Genomic DNA, 17,265 nt, shown 5'->3' on the forward strand with positions numbered 1-17,265 from the left:
TAATCGTGATAGGCTCTTTTTTACCACCAATCTTCAATTACACTAGTTAACTTACGCAAAGCATTGCCACGAGCGCTGTAGTGATTCTTTTGGGCGTCCGTTAACTCCGCCAAAGTTTTACCAACGTCAGGAAGATAAAAGAGAGGATCATAACCAAATCCATTTGTCCCTTTTGGAGTTTCTACAATCTGACCGATAACTCTTCCCACAACCACTAGTTGTTTACCATCCGGTCTTCTCACAATCAGTGTTGTATTAAAATGGGCGGAACGATCCTTTTGGCCTTCCATGTTCTTTAACAATTTAGCTTTATTAGCATCATCATTATGATCGCCAGCATAACGCGCTGAATGAACTCCGGGCGCTCCACCTAAAGCATTAACCACCAAACCTGAATCATCAGCTAACACCGGCAAATTTAAGTAGTCAGAGACGACCCTGGCTTTAATACTTGCATTCTCTTCAAAGGTTGAACCATTCTCATCAATCGGTGGAACATCTTCAAAATCATTAATTGACTTCACGGTTAAGCCTAATTTTGAAAGCATCTCCGAAAACTCATTGATTTTACCAGGATTTTTTGAGGCAAGAACAATTTGATTATTTTTCATCAGTATTTCTCCAATTGTTTAACAGGAATCAACTTAGCATCAATATCAGTATGCAACCAGTTTTTACCCACTTTATCAAATCTTTCAACATCGGCAGTGGTGTAAAAACGATCACTAGGCGATTTCACGTTTGCTAGTTCGCCCTTTTGCTTTAATTCATTTTTAACAGCATTAACCGTTTCGTATCCAGGATTAACCAAAGTAACATCGGGGCCCATTACATCCGCAATTAAACTCGCAATAATTGGAAAATGAGTACAACCTAATACTAACGTATCAATCCCACTATCCTTAAACGATTTCAAACCTTCAATAATCGTCTTTTTAGCGGTCGAACTTTGATAATCACCACTTTCAACAAGCGGAATAAAATCCGGACACGCCACTTCTTTCACAGTGATATTAGGATCAATGCCTTTAATTGTATCTCGATAAGAGTGACTAGCAACCGTACCCTTGGTCGCAATCACACCAATTTTTTGATTTTTAGTTTTCTTAACTGCAGCTAAGCTTCCCGGTTCAATAACTCCAATCACGGGAATTGGAAGGATCTTTCTTAAATACGAAAGAGCTGCTGCCGTGGCAGTATTACAAGCAATCACCATCATCTTAGCGCCTTGATCAACAAAAAAACTCCCGATCTCAGCTGAGTACCTGCGAACCTCATCTGCGGTTTTTTCACCGTAAGGAAGTCGTGCTTCGTCTCCAAGATAAATCATGTTTTCATGTGGTAATTTTGAAAGTGCCACTTTTGCAACTGTCATTCCACCAATTCCAGAATCCATATAAGCTACTGGTGATGATTTCATATTATCCCTCCTATTAACTTCAAATCTAATTATGGCGTTTTTTTAAATTTAGTTCAAGTTGCCTTTCTCCTTTATTTCACGGTGTTCTATGATAAAATGTTATTTGTAAAGTATCTTTTTGGAAGAGGACTCTGATATGAATAAATACGAAAAGTTTCGCAAAGAACATTCTGATTCACCCTTTTGGGGAATCGAACTTTTAAGAGATAGTCTTTTACCAGATTTGTTGGATCAAGATATTCACGACATCTTATACTGGGCTGGCAAGGATCTTGCCACTAAGTTCCCACTAGCATCAAATGATGATCTTCAAGTATTCTTTAAACAAAGTCAGTTTGGTAATCTAGAACTTAAAAAGGAAAGTCTCAAAAAAATCAACTGGAAATTAGCTGGACCAGAAGTCGAAACCAGATTAAAGCTGAACAAGGATCCTGATTTTATGCTTGAAGCTGGCTTTTTAGCACAAACGAAACAGCAGATCGATCAAATTGCAACCGAATGCGAAGCAACCATTAAATTAAACAGTGTGAACTTTATAGTTGTTTCTGATCCCAATGCTCCGGTCAACAATCCTAGTGATTTTAAACCAATTATCATTGCAAAATAAAAAAGAGCCATTTGGCTCTTTTTTTATGCTGTATATGCAGACAACAATTTCTTCAACTGATCCTTTGAATGAAAGCCGACAATTTGGTCGATAACCTTGCCATCCTTAAGCACCATCAAAGTTGGAATACTCATAATCCCAAATTCACGTGAAGTGTTTGGATTATCATCAACATTCATTTTAAAGAATTTAACCTTATCTGCTACCTCAGGATCCTCAGACAAGTCTTCAACTACTGGTGATTGCATCTTACATGGACCACACCATGGTGCCCAAAAATCAACAACTGAAATCCCATCGGCAGTGTCTTCTTTAAAGTTTGCATCATTAGTTTCATTAACCATAACATTTGCCTCCTTAACTTCTTACTATGAGTAAGTATAAACACGTATTGATTCAAATGCAACTAAGTTGCATACAATCTACTTAAACTTGACGACAGTTGAGCCGTCCCCACCAGCATTTGATGGTGAAAAACCAAATTCCTTAACGCGGCGATTGCGTTTTAGATAATTTATGACTCCCTTACGTAGAGCCCCGGTTCCTTTCCCATGAATAATGGTAACGGACGGATAACCAGCCAAAAGAGCGGAATCAATGTAACGATCTAGTTGTTGCATGGCTGATTCATATCTTTCACCACGTAAATCAAGGGTTGGTGAAATCCCACTTGAACGCGTTCGCCGCACACTAGGCGTGTGCTTTTTCGGCTTTGAAGTCTCTTTTTGAACCTTTTCAAGGTCAGACTCGGAAACTTTCATCTTTAAAATTCCAAGTTGCACTTCCCAATTATCTCTACCAATCTTATTAAGCAGAACACCCCTTTGCCCATAAGACTTAACCAGTACGTCATCACCCTCTTTAAAGTTATGCTTTGCTTTTTCTCGTCTCAAAACACGATTATGTTTAAGTTCTGGATGCTGCTCAAGAGAATTGATCTTTCCCTTAGCATCAATTAATTCATTTTCTTTGACTGATTGTTTACTTTGACGTTGAAGGTGATGAAGATGATTAATAATTTCGTTAGCTTCTCGTCTTGTTTTTGAAACAATTTGATTGGCCTGACGCTTGGCATCATTAACCATCGTATCTTTATTATTATTAAACTTAGTGAGTTGCTCGTCTAACCTAGCGTGCAATTGTTCATTATCTGCCAGTTCCACCTTGAGTTTACGGGCACGTTCATCGGCAGCTTTAGTCTGTTTTGTTAGTTGCTTAATCATTTTATTAATATCTTGACTATTAGAATCCATTAGTGAACTAGCTTCAGAAATGATCGACTCATCCAATCCCAGTCGCTTAGCAATGTTTAAAGCATTACTTTGTCCTGGAACCCCCATCAATAGTCGATAGGTTGGCTCAAGGGTCTTCTCATCAAATTCCATTGAGGCGTTGATCGTTTCTGGCCGATTGTATCCATAAACTTTCAGTTCTGGGTAATGAGTGGTGGCCAACACTTCACTACCTGATTCACCGATTTTATCTAGAATCGACATAGCTAATGCCGCTCCTTCTTTAGGATCCGTTCCAGCACCTAGTTCATCAATTAAAATTAAGCTTCTCTTAGTAATGTGTTTTAAAATGTCAATCAAATTATCCATATGAGACGAGAAGGTACTAAGATTAGCCTCAATCGACTGTTCATCCCCAATGTCAGCAAACACATTATCAAAAACACCAATTTGACTACCTTCATTTGCCATTACAAAAATTCCAGATTGGGCCATTAACTGATTTATCCCAAGCGTTTTGATGGTAATCGTCTTACCACCCGTGTTCGGACCAGTAATAATAATTTGTCGAAAATCAGATCCAATTGAAATATCATTTCCAACAACCTTTTGCTGGTCAATTAACGGATGCCTGACATTTTTTAAATTAACATGATTATCCCTTGAAACACTTGGCTTAGTTGCATTCATCTGATCTGCAAACTTGGCTTTAGCATTGATCAAGTCAAAATGGCCTAATTTAGAAGCATTTTCCATGAGTTCCTCTTGATAAGGTCTAATCATGTCGGATAATTCACCCAAAATTTTATGAATCTCTTTGCGCTCATCTAGTTGTGATCTTCTCAGATCGTTATTAGATGAGACTACACTTTGAGGTTCAATGTACAAAGTCAATCCACTTGTACTTTGATCATGAACGATTCCACCAAATTTTTGTTTGTCTTCTGCCTTAACTGGAATAACATAACGACCATCTCGAACCGTGATGATTGGCTCACTCAAATATTTCGATTGTTTGCCATGGATAAACTTATTCATGGTAGTTTTGATATTAGCTTCTAAGCGCGCGATTTTTCTTCTAATGGAACGCAACTGATTAGATGCCGAATCTAACACTCGTCCATCTTCGTCAATTGACGTCTCAAGTCGTTTTGAAACTTCCGGAAGATCATTAAAGTTCTTGGCTTCATCGTACAAAACATTCAAATCAATTTTATCATCCGCTAAATTATCAAAGAAAGTTTTAACCCGCACACTTGCAAGTAAAACCGCACTAACTTGAGCCAACTCAGTACCGTTTAAATCGGCATTAACCGCTAATCGTTTCACGTATGGAGTAATGTCATTTAACCTAGGAACTGGGATCATTTTGTTTAGGCGATAAATATGTGAGCCGTCATCTGACTCATCCAATGAGTGAGAGACTACATCATAATCACTACTTGGCCTTAATTGTTTTAATTCTCTTGATCCATTTTCAGTAGTTAGAAATTGACCCAGCAACTGCTTCACTCTGTTATATTCTAATGTATCAAGTACTTTTTCGTTCATTTTTTCATCCCATTTTACCGATTTATCATTTGATTAAATAAGTGTGGAGAATCCATCGTGATCATCTGTGAGACGGTTGAATTTTGATATTCAGTATTTACCCAATTATTGTTAGTCAATAATAATCCATCAAGTATTAACATTATCACTAACAAACTAATGATTACGCCAACAACCGCACCCAAGAGTGAATTCAGTTGTCTTAACACTGGCAAAGAAACAATTCGATTCAATAGATGTGAAACCCATCTTAAAATAACCGCCACTACTACAAAAGTTACCAAAAATGATAGTCCCCGCCAGAAGCCAGTATTGCTGTAAGCATGGGTCGCTAAAATCATATTAGAGACGGTTCTTAAAAAATCAGCAACCGGAATCACATAAACAAACGCAATTATTGCAGCAATCAAATAACTAATAAAGCTGAATAACTCATTTACCAGGCCACGATGATAACCATGGACAATCGAAAAGATTAGTATAATTATGATGATAATTGTAAATAACATTAGTCTTCGTCATCCTCCGCTTTATTGTTAATCTTATCAAGTTCTAATTGTTTTTTTAATTGATCAGAAATTGCATTAAACGCAATTAAAATGGCAGCATCTTCATCACTTACCCCTTTGGAGATGTTTTTTAACTGTGCCAACTGATTGTTTAAGATGCGCGCAGTTGTCTCCATGTGTTCATCTGAAGCATCCCCAATAAAAGTATATTCCTTCCCACCAATTTTAGTTTTAAATCTATTTTTACCAGCCAAAGTAAAACCTCCCGCAATGCTTCCATTTTATCATGAAAATCCTTTAAATTAATTAAAAAAAGGATGCTGGATTTCCAGCATCACTTAATTATTTAATTATTTTTGATCTTGTCCTGATTGCAGGAATGTATCAAGCATTTCTTGAACCATTTCCCACTCATTGTCATCTTCAATTGGTTCTAATTCTCCACCACTTGGATTAGCAGGATCATCATCCTTTGGCAATGCATAAGCCTCAATATCTACTTCATCGTTATCATCATCTGTTGCTGGATAAATAAAAATATAGGAACGATTGTAATCATCAGATGAGAAGGTAAATAAAATATTATACAAACTTTCTTTTCCATCTTCATCGACAAGCGTAACTTGTTCTTGTTGGTTGTTCTCGTTTTCTTTACTCATATTAGTTCCTCTTTTCTAATTAGAAATTACATAACTTACCCTTACGATCAAGGTAACTCTGTAAAATCAATTCAGCCGCAACCTTATCAATAACTTTTTTTCGTTTTGCTCTTGAAACATCAGCTTGTTCAATCAGCATTCGTTCAGCTTCAACAGTGGTGAGTCGTTCATCTTCAAAATCAACTGGCAGATTAAAATTTTTCTTTATCAAATCCCCATAATTTTTCGAAGCTTCTACTCTTGGACCAGAAGTATTATTCATATTCTTAGGTAGTCCAATGACAACGCCGTTGACATCATATTTCTGGATTAATTCCTTAATTCGTTTTAACCCAAACTCTTTTTCATCTTCGTTGATTTTAACGATTTCGATTCCTTGAGATGTCCACCCTAAAGCATCGCTCATGGCTACACCAACGGTTCTCGATCCAACATCTAATCCCATTAATCTCACTAATCTGACGTCCCATCCATTGATGGTGTTCTACCCTTCAAATATGAATGTAAAAGCACATCAATTATTTCTTCTCGATCGTAATGACACATTAGCGTCCGCGCATTATTCAATTTTGGAAGATATGCTGGATCGCCAGATGTTAAATAACCAACTAATTGAACATAAGGATCATAACCCTTTTCAATTAAGGCTTGGTAAACAGTCGCCAGCGTCTTATGAATATCTAGATTCGACTTGTCTTTAAATAATGAAATGTTTTCTTGTTTGTGCTCCATCATAGATCCCTCCCCTACAAAAAAGATAATACACGACTAATTTTCAAATAACAACTATTACTTATGTTCCTTAATCCAGGTCTTGGCAGCTTTTAAAGCATCATCAATACCAGCTGGATTTTTACCACCAGCTTGGGCCATGTTAGGACGACCACCTCCGCCACCGCTGATATTTTTAGAAATTGATTTAATTAAATCACCAGCTTTAATTCCAGCCTTCACTTGATCTTCACTAACTGCAACTAATAAATTAGCTTTGTCATCAGTACCAGTCCCAAGAACAAGAATGTCTGAAGCGTTTTTATCTCTCCAGGTATCAGCTAATTCTCTTAGTTGACTCATATTAGCATTTTTTAAGTGTCCTGCAATCAAAGTGACTCCGTTAACGTCCTGAACATCATCAAAAATGTCTGCGGATTCCTGGTTAGCTAGCTTAGTTTCAAGTGATTCTTGTCGACTTTCCAAATCCTTAATTTGACCTTGTAATTGTTTAACACGGCCGGGAATTTCATCGGTTGTTGGCGACTTAACTGTCTTTCCAATTTCCTTTAACATTCGTTCCTCATCATTTAAAAGATTAAAAGCATCTTTAGAGGTAACAGCTTCAATTCTTCTGACTCCAGATCCAACTCCGGTCTCAGAGACAATCTTAAATAATCCCAACTGACTGGTATTTTTAACATGATCTCCACCGCAAAACTCAATTGAAAAATCATCAATCTTTACTACTCGAACTTCATCACCATACTTTGCGTCAAAAAGTGCAATAGCGCCCATTTCTTTTCCGGTTTTTTGGTCGGTCACAACGGTTTGAACGGGAATGGCAGCAAAAATCTTTTGATTAACCATGTTCTCAACTTTTTGCAGTTCAGCGTCAGTGACTTGACCGAAATGGGTAAAGTCAAAACGAAGATAATCAGGACGAACTAGTGAGCCAGCTTGTTGCGTATGACCACCAAGAACATTTCTTAGTGACTGATCTAATAGATGAGTTGCCGTATGGTTATTCTCAACCCGATCATGGAAATCGCGGTCAACAACTAACTTGTACTTCTCACCTTTCTTCATATCACCGGTAATTTTAACAGTATGAAGATTTTGACCATTTGGAGCTTTTTGGACATCCTCAACTTCAGCCACTTCGTCACCATTTTGGTTATAAATCTTACCACTATCGGCTACTTGACCACCCATTTCAGCATAGAATGGTGTTTTATCGAAAATTAATTCAGCTTCTTTTTGGTCCGGCGTGATCTGATTTGCCAGCTTTTCATCAAAAATAATATCATTAAGTTTAGCAGCATCAACGGTTAGTCGATCGTATCCCACGTATTCACTAGGAGTTTTAATATCAAGTAACAAATCTCGTTGAACTTTCATCGATTTCTTCGACCCACGAGCGTTTCTAGCCCGGTCTTGTTGCTTTTGCATTTCAACATCAAAACCAGTTTCATCCACTTTAACCCCTTCATTACCAGCATATTCCTCGGTAAGTTCAAGGGGAAAACCATAAGTATCGTAGAGTTTAAAGGCATCTTTACCAGAAATTTCTTTTTTAGAATTGGTCTTAGTCTCAGAAATAAGGTTATTAAGCAGTTGCAAGCCATCGCTTAGCGTGGTGTTAAAACGCTCTTCCTCATTTTTAACAATCTTTTTAATATAATCACTCTGTTCAAGAACATCGGGGTAATAAGATTGCATGATTTGACCAACAACGGGAACTAGTTTATACAAAAAGGCATCATTAATACCTAATTCGTGTCCATTAACAGTTGCCCGTCTAATCAGGCGTCTAATGACATAACCTCGTCCTTCATTTGAGGGAAGGGCCCCATCACCAATGGCAAAGGTAATTGCCCGAATGTGATCGGCAATGACCTTAAAGGGGATGTCATCTTTCCGATTACCATCATACTTCTTACCATCACTTAATTCCTCAGTCTTCTTGATAATTGGCATAAATAAATCGGTTTCAAAGTTCGTTGGTGCATCTTGGAAAATTGATACAACCCGTTCAAGTCCCATTCCAGTATCAATGTTTTTTCTTGGAAGTGGCTCATAGGTTCCTTCAGGCGTGTGATTAAACTGAGAAAACACAATATTCCAAACTTCCAAATATCGTTCGTTTTCACCGCTAGGATAATTTTCGGGATCATCAGGTGCCAAGTTATCGTACTTTTCACCCCGATCATAAAAAATTTCCGAATCAGGACCTGAGGGACCTTGACCAATGTCCCAAAAATTGTCCTTTGCTTCAACAATATGATCAGGCGCAATCCCAACCTTTTCCCATAATTCCTTTGTTTCTTTGTCATCAGGATAAACGGTGACGTATAAATTATTTGGATCCCATCCAAACCACTTCGGACTAGTCAATAACTCGTATGCCCACGGAATGACTTCTTTTTTAAAATAATCACCAACCGAAAAATTACCAAGCATCTCAAACAGAGTTTGGTGTCTTGCCGTTTTACCAACGTTCTCAATATCATTAGTTCTAATACTCTTCTGCGAACTAGTTAATCGTGGATTACTTGGAACTTCTGAACCATCAAAATACTTTTTCATGGTGGCAACCCCAGAATTAATCCAAAGTAAAGTGGGATCATCCTTTGGGACTAGTGAAGCACTTGGTTCCACGGTATGACCCTTCTCTTTGAAAAAATCAAGAAACATTTGACGAACTTGACTACTGCTGAGCTTTTTCATGATATCCTCCATAATAATAAAAAATAAAAAACACCCTTGCTAGCAAAGACGCCGGGACGCGGTACCACTTTACTTGCAACGATGTTGTCATTACCTCTTTAGTCCCTATAACGTGGGAAACGATCTACTGTTTGGTAGCATCAAAATAACTAAGTACGGTCTGTTTTCATTTTTCAAACCTTCCTGTAGTACTTCACTAATTTGACATATCCAACTAATTTAAATTATATCCAGAAAATAAACTACTGTCAATTAGACTCTTACTGATAACGCTGCGAGCTACGCTTTTTTTGCTTCTTGCGGGCTCGAATTTGATTTCTGATCTCAATTTTACGATCTTCATCACTTTTTTGCTTAATAGCACGGCGAATCTTCTTTTTGTATCCAGGTTTAACGTTTTTCTTCTTTTTCTTAATCAAACCAATCATAGTAGGATCCAATTTATTTTGGGGCTCACGACGTTTAGCTCGCCGTCTTCTATCATAAGTATCAACTACTTCTCCATGTTTAATTTCTTTAGGAGTAAATTTAATCCCCATTTTCTCCAATTCAGAAATCTTTTGTTCTTCACCTGGTGCATATAGAGTGATGGCAGTCCCTTTCATCCCATTTCGACCGGTTCTTCCAACTCGGTGAATAAAATATTCTAGATCAGTTGGAATATCATCATTAATAACATGAGAAACTCCTGAAATATCAATTCCACGGGCCGCTAGATCAGACGCCACCACGAATTGATAATCAAGGTTTTGAATCTGCTTCATAACCCGCTTTCTAACTCGCGGTTGCATTCCTCCATGGATTTCAGCAACTTTTAATCCACGTTGTTTTAGATAATCATAGATCTCATCTACCCGCTCACGCGTATTCGCAAAAATAAGTACCAAATACGGCTCACCCATCGTGATCAGCTGATAAATTAAATCATTTTTATCTTTTCCCTTAGTCGAAATCAACCAGTTAGAAACATCCTGATTGATAACCGTTTTGGTGGGAATATCATCCATGACCGGATTTTTCATGTACTTTTTTAGAAATGGCCTTAACTTTGGTGGAACAGTGGCAGAAAACACCATCATCTGTAAATCCGCGGCCATTTTAGAAGCAATCTTGTCAATTGTATCTAAAAAACCCAAGTCTAGAGTCATATCGGCTTCATCAATTACTAGTTGACGAGCACGATGGATTTCAAGATCACCATTTTTAACAAGATCCCAGATGCGACCCGGAGTGCCAATCACTATCTGAGGTTGTTCATGCTCAAGCTTTGAAACTTGGCGTTCCTTATCAGTTCCTCCGACATAATTTCCAATGTGAATGGTTTTATCAGAGAATTTAGCAATTTGTTTTGCATTGTCATAAATTTGATATGCTAATTCCCTACTGGGGGTTGTAATGACAACCTGAACATCTTCTTTATTAAGATCTAAACCATCAAAAATGGGCAAAAGAAAGGCATGAGTTTTTCCACTACCAGTAGCAGACTTACCAATCACACTTTTTCCATGTTTAATGGTTGGAATTACTTTAGTTTGAATTGGAGTAGGATTATGAAATCCCAAGTCCTGAATGGCATCACTAATGAAGGGTTGAAAATGATAATCTTTAAATGAAGCTCCCATTAATTGTTCTCCTTTTTGTACTGTTTCACAATTTCTCCTAGCTGCTTAACAACTTGTGTAATCTCATCCTCATCAGCAGCTTTAGCTCCACTTGCAAGCGCATGACCACCACCGTTGTGTTCTTTAGCCAATTCGTTAATGGATGGTCCTTTAGAACGCAATCGAATGCGATAATTTCCTTCTTTTTGTTGGACAAAAATCGCCCAAGAAACCACAGTGCCAATATTACCAGGCAACGGTACCACTGATGACGTACTATCATCACCTAAGTTGAGGTCCTTAATTACTTCATTAGTCAAAACTACATATGCAGCCCCATTGTCGTCAATTTTCAAATTATTGTATACATAAGCAGCCAAACGGGCTTGGGCAGTATCAATTTCATCTTCAATTTGTGCCACGTCGGTAATCGAAAAATCGTACTGGTCTAATTTGCCTGCCACTTCAAACGTATGCGATGAAGTCGATGAATACTTAAATCTACCAGTATCTCCGATGATTCCAGCATACAATAAACGAGCTGCATCATCTGTCATCTTTAAATCATCATTAGCAGCAAATAAATCATAAATTAATTCGGAAGTGCTTGATGCTTCTGGTTCAACCCACATCAAATCCCCAAATTGATCGTCATTTGGATGATGATCAATTTTAATTAAATATTTTCCCTTTGTATAACGATCATCATCAACTCGCGGCTGGTTAGCAGTATCAACCACAATCACTAAGGCATTCTTGTAATCATCGTCACTTGCTTTCGTAACTTTTCCTAACCAATCAAAGCCTGGATACTGTTTTCCAACGGTCAAAACCTTTTTATTCGGATAAGATGCTTTAATAATGCTAGCCAACCCAATTTGAGAACCAACCGCATCTGGATCAGGACTCTGATGTCTGTGAATAATAATCGTCGGATATTCCTTGATTTTTTCGTTAATTTGCTGCTTTGTATTCATTAAAATAGCCTCTAATAATCTTAATTATTTAACAGTTAAGTATAACCCACAAACACTATAATTCAAAGTGAGGATCTGAATACAAGGGAAGCTTAACGTTTTGAAACCCTAAGTCTGAGAGACTAGTAAGTGTTATTCCCAACAATCTAACGCCATTAGTGGCATCAGGAAGCAAATCAAAAAGCTCCATTGCCAAATCATAAAAAAGACTGGCATCGTTTTCCATAAAATCATTCCACGAAACTCTTTTGGTTAACGTAGTAAAGTCACTGTACCTGACCTTTAAGACTAAAACTTTTCCATGTTTCTCATGCTGATTTAATGACTGCTCCACCATCTCAGAAATCTTATGGAGTTGTGATTCCACTTCTTGTCGGCTTTTTAACTCAGGACCATAAGTTCTTTCTTTTCCAATTGATTTGCGCTCTCTTTGATACTCAACCGGTCGATCATCGGATCCGCGAACTCGACGATACAAAAAATAACCAAACTTACCAAAATTCTTGATAAGATCCATCTCTGATTGTTGGTATAAATCATAACCATTTTGGATGTTTAATCGTTGCATTTTTTGAAGCGTCTTTTTTCCAACACCCCGATAACGTTCAATGGGAAGTTTCATCAAAAATTCGTGACTATCTTCCACATCGATCACAGAAACTCCAGCAGGTTTCCGGTAATCAGAAGCCTCCTTGGCCAAAAACTTATTGTAAGAAATCCCGGTGGAAGAAGTTAGATGAGTCTTTTCCCATATTTCACTTTGAATCAAATGAGCAATCAGTACCGGATTATCAATTCCCTTTTTGTTATCTGAGATGTCAAGGTAAGCCTCATCAAGCGCAACGGTTTCAATTCGGTCGGTATATTCATGAAAAATCGCATGAATTTGATGCGAGACGCTTCGATACAATTCAAATTCGGGTGCCTTAAAAATTCCCTTAGGACAAAGTTCAAGTGCTTTACTAGCAGGCATTGCTGAATGAACGCCAAACTTTCTCGCTGGGTAATTAGCAGTGGTCACTACTCCACGACCACCAGTCGTCCTTGGATCTTTAGAAATAATGAGTGGTTGATCAACAAATTCAGGATGCTCACGTTGCTCAATTGAGGCAAAAAAAGCATCCATATCAACATGTAAAATCCGACGTGAATGATTGATTTGAATTGATTCTTCCAAAAGTTCACCTTCTGTCCCAAACGTACGTTCTTGTTCATCCAATAAAAAAGATCGGACTCATCCGACCCTCTTATTAAGCGTTGTCATCATTTGAATTATTACTTACATCAGATGCTTTTTCTGATTCGTCTTTTTTGGAAGTATCCCTCTTTTTTGAATCATCTGAAGCACTATCTTCTCCTGGACGACTTGCACTTGCAATCGCGTTGAGGTCAAATACTAAATAAAGACCATCACAGTCTAAAGTAACCGTTCGCTTTTCATTATTAATTTGATCAACAATTCCATGAAGTCTGCCAATGGTAACCACATGATCACCCTTACGCAAGTTTTTCAAAGTGTTTTGATGCTTTTGTTGTTGCTTCTTTTGTGGTCTGATCATCATAAAATACATTAAAACGAACAAAAGAATTAATACAATAATTCCAGCATATTGTGATATGTTCTGCATGTTTTCACCTCATTCTTTATTTAACAATAGCTTACCAAATTGTCGATAAAATTTCCAATTAATTTAATTAGCTTCAGGATATTTCCGGCCTAAATGTTTATAACCAGCTCTTGTTACCATCCGTCCTCGAGCAGTCCGCTTGAGATATCCAATCTGTAACAAATATGGTTCATACATCTCAGAAATTGTTTCTGATTCTTCGCCAATATTGGCGGCTAAGGTATTTAATCCAACTGGACCACCATCGTAAAAGTCGATCATCGTTGAAAGCAAATTGAGATCAGTTCGATCTAATCCGTTCTTATCAATGCCTAAGGCATTAAGTGCGGTATCAACGCTATCAACATCAATCTCATCATGATTGGCCACCTGTGCAAAATCTCTCACCCGTTTTAACAATCGATTAGCAACTCTGGGAGTTCCTCTGGAGCGCAGCGCAATTTCGTGAGCACCATCTTCTTTAATCTTACTATGAAAGATTTTAGCTGAACGTTTCACAATCTTTTCTAAATCACGATCATTATAGTAATTCATCCGTTCAACAATACCAAACCGATCTCTAAATGGTGAATCAAGCAATCCAGCCCTTGTGGTAGCTCCGATCAGCGTAAACGGTGGTAATTCAAAGTGAACGGGGTGCTTGGTTGAATCGTCATTTCCAATGATAATATCAACATAGTAGTCTTCCATCGCGGAATATAACATCTCTTCAACTTCTTTAGGTAGACGATGAATTTCATCAATAAAAAGAATATCACCGGGTTTTAATTCGTTTAAAAGAGCCACCAAGTCACCTTTTTTTTCAATGGCGGGACCAGTGGTTGTCTTCATATCAACGCCCATCTCATTTGCAATCACGTTTGCTAGTGTGGTCTTTCCAAGACCAGGTGGTCCATACAATAAGACATGATCAAGCGATTCTTCTCGCTGCCTAGCGGCTTGAATGTAAATCTTAAGTTTCTTTTTTAAATCATCTTGACCAATATACTGATCAAAACTTTGGGGCCGAAGTGACATTTCAAAAGAATCATCGGTTTCATCATCACTTGATCCAGAAACTATTCGATCATCTGCCATTAACTTCCTCCTAATCTACTTAGTCAATAGTTTGAGACCTGAACTAATATATTGATCAGTTGTATAGTCTGCTTCTATTTTCTGTAGTTTTGTTTTAACTTTATCAACCTCGCGTTGCTTAAAACCAAGAGCTTGTAATGCACTCAATGCATCGTCTAACTGCTTATTTCCAGTGTCTTCAACGTCATTTACCGAAACACTACCAACAAATACGTCATTAGATGTAATCTTATCCTTTAGGTCCAACACAATTTGTTGGGCAGTCTTTTTCCCAATTCCGGGAAATTTAGTTAAATACTTAATGTTTCCAGCATTAATGGCACTAATTAAACCATTACTGTCATTACCAGCCATAATTGCCAAGGCACTTTTTGATCCAATTCCAGAAACATTCAGTAATTGTTCAAAAAGTTGTTTATCCGCTAACGAAATAAATCCATATAATGCAATCCCATTGTCTGAAACCGACTGGTGGATATAAACTCGCACCTGTTGGTCAGTACTATAGTGATAGGGATTAGCTACATAAACTAAGTAACCAACTCCATCAACATCTAAAACAATGTACTTGGGGGTCACATCCGTAATCATCCCATACAAGTATTCATACATACAATCAACTCATTTCCTATTGGATTAAAAATTCACATCTCTACTTTGATGCGGGTCCTGAATTCGCTTAAACATGGTCTCCAGATCTGAATTAGAAAAATGAACTAAAACAGGACGGCCATGGGGACAATTAAAAGGATTCTCACACTGTGGTAATTTATCTAACAAGGCCTGAGCCTGGCGCTTATCCAGATGATGATTAGCTTTAATTGCTCGTTTACAACTCATCATGATGGCAGCTTTTTCTCTAAACTGTGCAATCGAAAGCTGTTGATTACTCAAAACCCAGTCAATCATTTCTTTAATGGTATCTTCTTCCTGACCAGCTTTAAACCAAACCGGATGCTGCCTAATGACAAAACTATTTTTCCCAAATGACTCTAAATGGATTCCATTCTTCTCTAAAAGATCCAAATGATTTGAAATAATTAAAGCATCACTGGAAGTGTAATCAAGAACAATTGGAACCAATAATTTCTGCTCGTCTTCACTCACATTGCCAACTTGTCTTCGATAGTATTCATAATTAATCCGTTCTTGAGCAGCGTGCTGATCAACAACATACATCCCATCTGAACTTTCAGCAATTAGGTACGTACCATGAACTTGACCAACATACCGTAATTGTGGAAAATCATGAGACGAATTTGGACTTTGCTGATTGTCACCAAACGGTAAGTCGACCTCTTCATTTTCGTACTTTGCTTTAAATTTACGAGCGGAATTCGAATCTAAATCATTTTTTCGATAAATCATAATCGGTTGATGATGAGCTGGATAAGCATTGTGATTAGCCACTGACTTCATCGAGTCTGACTTACTAACCTGTGGAATCGAACTTTTTTGTGTATTTTGATCTTCATAGAGTTGATTTAAATTAAGTGAAATTTCCGTAGAGTTATGACGTGCAACCCCATTTTTTAAAGTCTGGTTATTCATAGCATCCGGAATCAGATTTTGTTTTGCTAAAGCATCATAAATTGTTTGTGAGACGAATGAACTTAATTCCTTCTTTTTGGAGATTCTGATTTCCTCTTTTGAAGGATGTACATTAACATCAACTAAAGTTGGATCCATCTCGATACTTAAAACGACAATCGGATATCTTCCAACCATCAGTTTTGATCCGTACCCATCAATAATCGCGTGATCAATGCCAAAGTCACGAATAAATCGCCCATTAACGATCACAGATGTATATTTACGGCTTGCTCTAGTTAATTCTGGCAAGCTGACGTACCCACTTAATTTAAAGTCCGGATTTTCAGCACTAATCGGAATCATTTGCTTCATACTTCGATTGCCATAGATTCCAGCAATGACTTGTTGCATGTTGTTTCGACCCGAAGTCCGTAGGAGTTCGCGACCATTATGAGTCAAAGAAAAAGCAATTTCAGGATGGCTAAGAGCCAATCGATTGACAATATCAGATATCTTAGATAGTTCCGTAGATGGTGCCTTTAAATATTTTAGCCGGTTAGGGGTATTAAAGAACAGATCAGAAACGACGACCGATGTTCCTCTTCGTGCCTGTGATGGCTCCACCTTTACAACCTTGCCACCATGAATTTTAATTTCAGACCCCTGTTCTCTACCATCCGAAGTCCTCATTTCCACATCAGAGACAGAGGCAATACTAGGCAACGCTTCGCCACGAAATCCTAATGATTTAACTCGAAACAAATCACGTTTATTATTAATTTTACTCGTAGCAAAACGTCGAAACGCCAACTCAACTTGATCAGGAGCAATTCCAGATCCATTATCAATCACCTTAATCTTTTTAAGGCCATAATCAACCACTTCAATGTCAATCTTACTACTACTGGCATCAATTGAATTTTCAACTAATTCTTTTACTACCGATGCTGGCCTCTCAACAACTTCTCCAGCTGAAATTTGATCGGAAAGGATTGTCGGTAATTGATGAATTTCGGACACAATATCACCG

Annotated in this window: 18 protein-coding genes; 1 reads left to right on the plus strand and 17 read right to left on the minus strand. The window is 37.7% G+C overall.

Annotated elements, in window-relative coordinates; all coding sequences use genetic code 11:
• Nucleotides 1–20: 20 nt before the first annotated feature.
• Entirely contained in the window at nt 21–611 is a 591-nt protein-coding gene (locus AC6UC9_RS04975) for an XTP/dITP diphosphatase (protein ID WP_500701316.1), read from the minus strand.
• Nucleotides 611–1,420 (minus strand): glutamate racemase, encoded by an 810-nt coding sequence (gene murI / locus AC6UC9_RS04980; protein WP_500701317.1) that lies wholly within the window; start codon nt 1,418–1,420, stop codon nt 611–613. The genes AC6UC9_RS04975 and murI overlap by 1 nt, the downstream gene beginning before the upstream one ends.
• A 136-nt stretch (nt 1,421–1,556) precedes the next feature.
• Between murI and AC6UC9_RS04985 the strand changes: the two genes are divergently transcribed.
• Nucleotides 1,557–2,027 (plus strand): YslB family protein, encoded by a 471-nt coding sequence (locus tag AC6UC9_RS04985; RefSeq protein WP_500694400.1) that lies wholly within the window; start codon nt 1,557–1,559, stop codon nt 2,025–2,027.
• Nucleotides 2,028–2,050: 23 nt separating this feature from the next.
• On the opposite strand, the gene trxA is transcribed toward AC6UC9_RS04985, so the two are convergent.
• The 15 genes from trxA to mutL all read right to left on the minus strand — a co-directional run bounded on the left by trxA (nt 2,051) and on the right by mutL (nt 17,255).
• Nucleotides 2,051–2,371 carry a thioredoxin gene (gene trxA / locus AC6UC9_RS04990; RefSeq protein ID WP_500694399.1) on the minus strand — a complete coding sequence of 107 codons (321 nt, stop codon included), beginning with the start codon at nt 2,369–2,371 and terminating at the stop codon, nt 2,051–2,053.
• A 78-nt stretch (nt 2,372–2,449) separates the two neighbouring features.
• The gene (locus AC6UC9_RS04995; RefSeq protein ID WP_500701318.1) at nt 2,450–4,810 is read right to left on the minus strand and encodes an endonuclease MutS2; all 2,361 of its coding nucleotides are present in this window, start codon (nt 4,808–4,810) and stop codon (nt 2,450–2,452) included.
• Between the two features lie 14 nt (nt 4,811–4,824).
• Nucleotides 4,825–5,319, minus strand: a complete 495-nt coding sequence (locus AC6UC9_RS05000; RefSeq protein ID WP_500696092.1) for a CvpA family protein — start codon at nt 5,317–5,319, stop codon at nt 4,825–4,827.
• Nucleotides 5,319–5,573, minus strand: coding sequence for a cell division protein ZapA (locus tag AC6UC9_RS05005; protein WP_500694396.1), 255 nt, complete (start codon nt 5,571–5,573; stop codon nt 5,319–5,321). The genes AC6UC9_RS05000 and AC6UC9_RS05005 overlap by 1 nt, the downstream gene beginning before the upstream one ends.
• A gap of 96 nt (nt 5,574–5,669) precedes the next feature.
• Nucleotides 5,670–5,978: a DUF1292 domain-containing protein gene (locus AC6UC9_RS05010; RefSeq protein ID WP_500694395.1), complete on the minus strand. Its 309-nt coding sequence runs from the start codon at nt 5,976–5,978 to the stop codon at nt 5,670–5,672.
• 19 nt (nt 5,979–5,997) lie between these two features.
• The gene (gene ruvX / locus AC6UC9_RS05015) at nt 5,998–6,423 is read right to left on the minus strand and encodes a Holliday junction resolvase RuvX (RefSeq protein WP_500701319.1); all 426 of its coding nucleotides are present in this window, start codon (nt 6,421–6,423) and stop codon (nt 5,998–6,000) included.
• Nucleotides 6,424–6,431: 8 nt separating this feature from the next.
• Complete coding sequence (locus AC6UC9_RS05020) at nt 6,432–6,713, minus strand: IreB family regulatory phosphoprotein (RefSeq protein ID WP_500701320.1); 282 nt, start codon at nt 6,711–6,713, stop codon at nt 6,432–6,434.
• 54 nt (nt 6,714–6,767) lie between these two features.
• Complete coding sequence (alaS, locus tag AC6UC9_RS05025) at nt 6,768–9,419, minus strand: alanine--tRNA ligase (protein ID WP_500701321.1); 2,652 nt, start codon at nt 9,417–9,419, stop codon at nt 6,768–6,770.
• A 260-nt stretch (nt 9,420–9,679) separates the two neighbouring features.
• Nucleotides 9,680–11,041 carry a DEAD/DEAH box helicase gene (locus AC6UC9_RS05030; protein WP_500701322.1) on the minus strand — a complete coding sequence of 454 codons (1,362 nt, stop codon included), beginning with the start codon at nt 11,039–11,041 and terminating at the stop codon, nt 9,680–9,682.
• The gene (locus AC6UC9_RS05035) at nt 11,041–11,997 is read right to left on the minus strand and encodes a DHH family phosphoesterase (RefSeq protein WP_500696089.1); all 957 of its coding nucleotides are present in this window, start codon (nt 11,995–11,997) and stop codon (nt 11,041–11,043) included. Before AC6UC9_RS05035 ends, AC6UC9_RS05030 begins: the two co-directional genes overlap by 1 nt.
• A gap of 55 nt (nt 11,998–12,052) precedes the next feature.
• A complete protein-coding gene (gene dinB, locus AC6UC9_RS05040; RefSeq protein ID WP_500701382.1) occupies nt 12,053–13,174 on the minus strand; it encodes a DNA polymerase IV in 1,122 nt (373 codons plus the stop codon).
• A 73-nt stretch (nt 13,175–13,247) separates the two neighbouring features.
• On the minus strand, nt 13,248–13,625 hold the full coding sequence (gene yajC, locus AC6UC9_RS05045) for a preprotein translocase subunit YajC (RefSeq protein ID WP_500694389.1): 378 nt from the start codon (nt 13,623–13,625) through the stop codon (nt 13,248–13,250).
• Between the two features lie 63 nt (nt 13,626–13,688).
• Nucleotides 13,689–14,702: a Holliday junction branch migration DNA helicase RuvB gene (ruvB, locus tag AC6UC9_RS05050; protein WP_500701323.1), complete on the minus strand. Its 1,014-nt coding sequence runs from the start codon at nt 14,700–14,702 to the stop codon at nt 13,689–13,691.
• 15 nt (nt 14,703–14,717) lie between these two features.
• On the minus strand, nt 14,718–15,314 hold the full coding sequence (gene ruvA / locus AC6UC9_RS05055; protein WP_500694387.1) for a Holliday junction branch migration protein RuvA: 597 nt from the start codon (nt 15,312–15,314) through the stop codon (nt 14,718–14,720).
• Between the two features lie 24 nt (nt 15,315–15,338).
• Nucleotides 15,339–17,255: a DNA mismatch repair endonuclease MutL gene (mutL, locus tag AC6UC9_RS05060; protein ID WP_500696881.1), complete on the minus strand. Its 1,917-nt coding sequence runs from the start codon at nt 17,253–17,255 to the stop codon at nt 15,339–15,341.
• Nucleotides 17,256–17,265: the final 10 nt, after the last annotated feature.

It is taken from the genome of Fructilactobacillus sp. X7R4C1 (assembly GCF_059901115.1).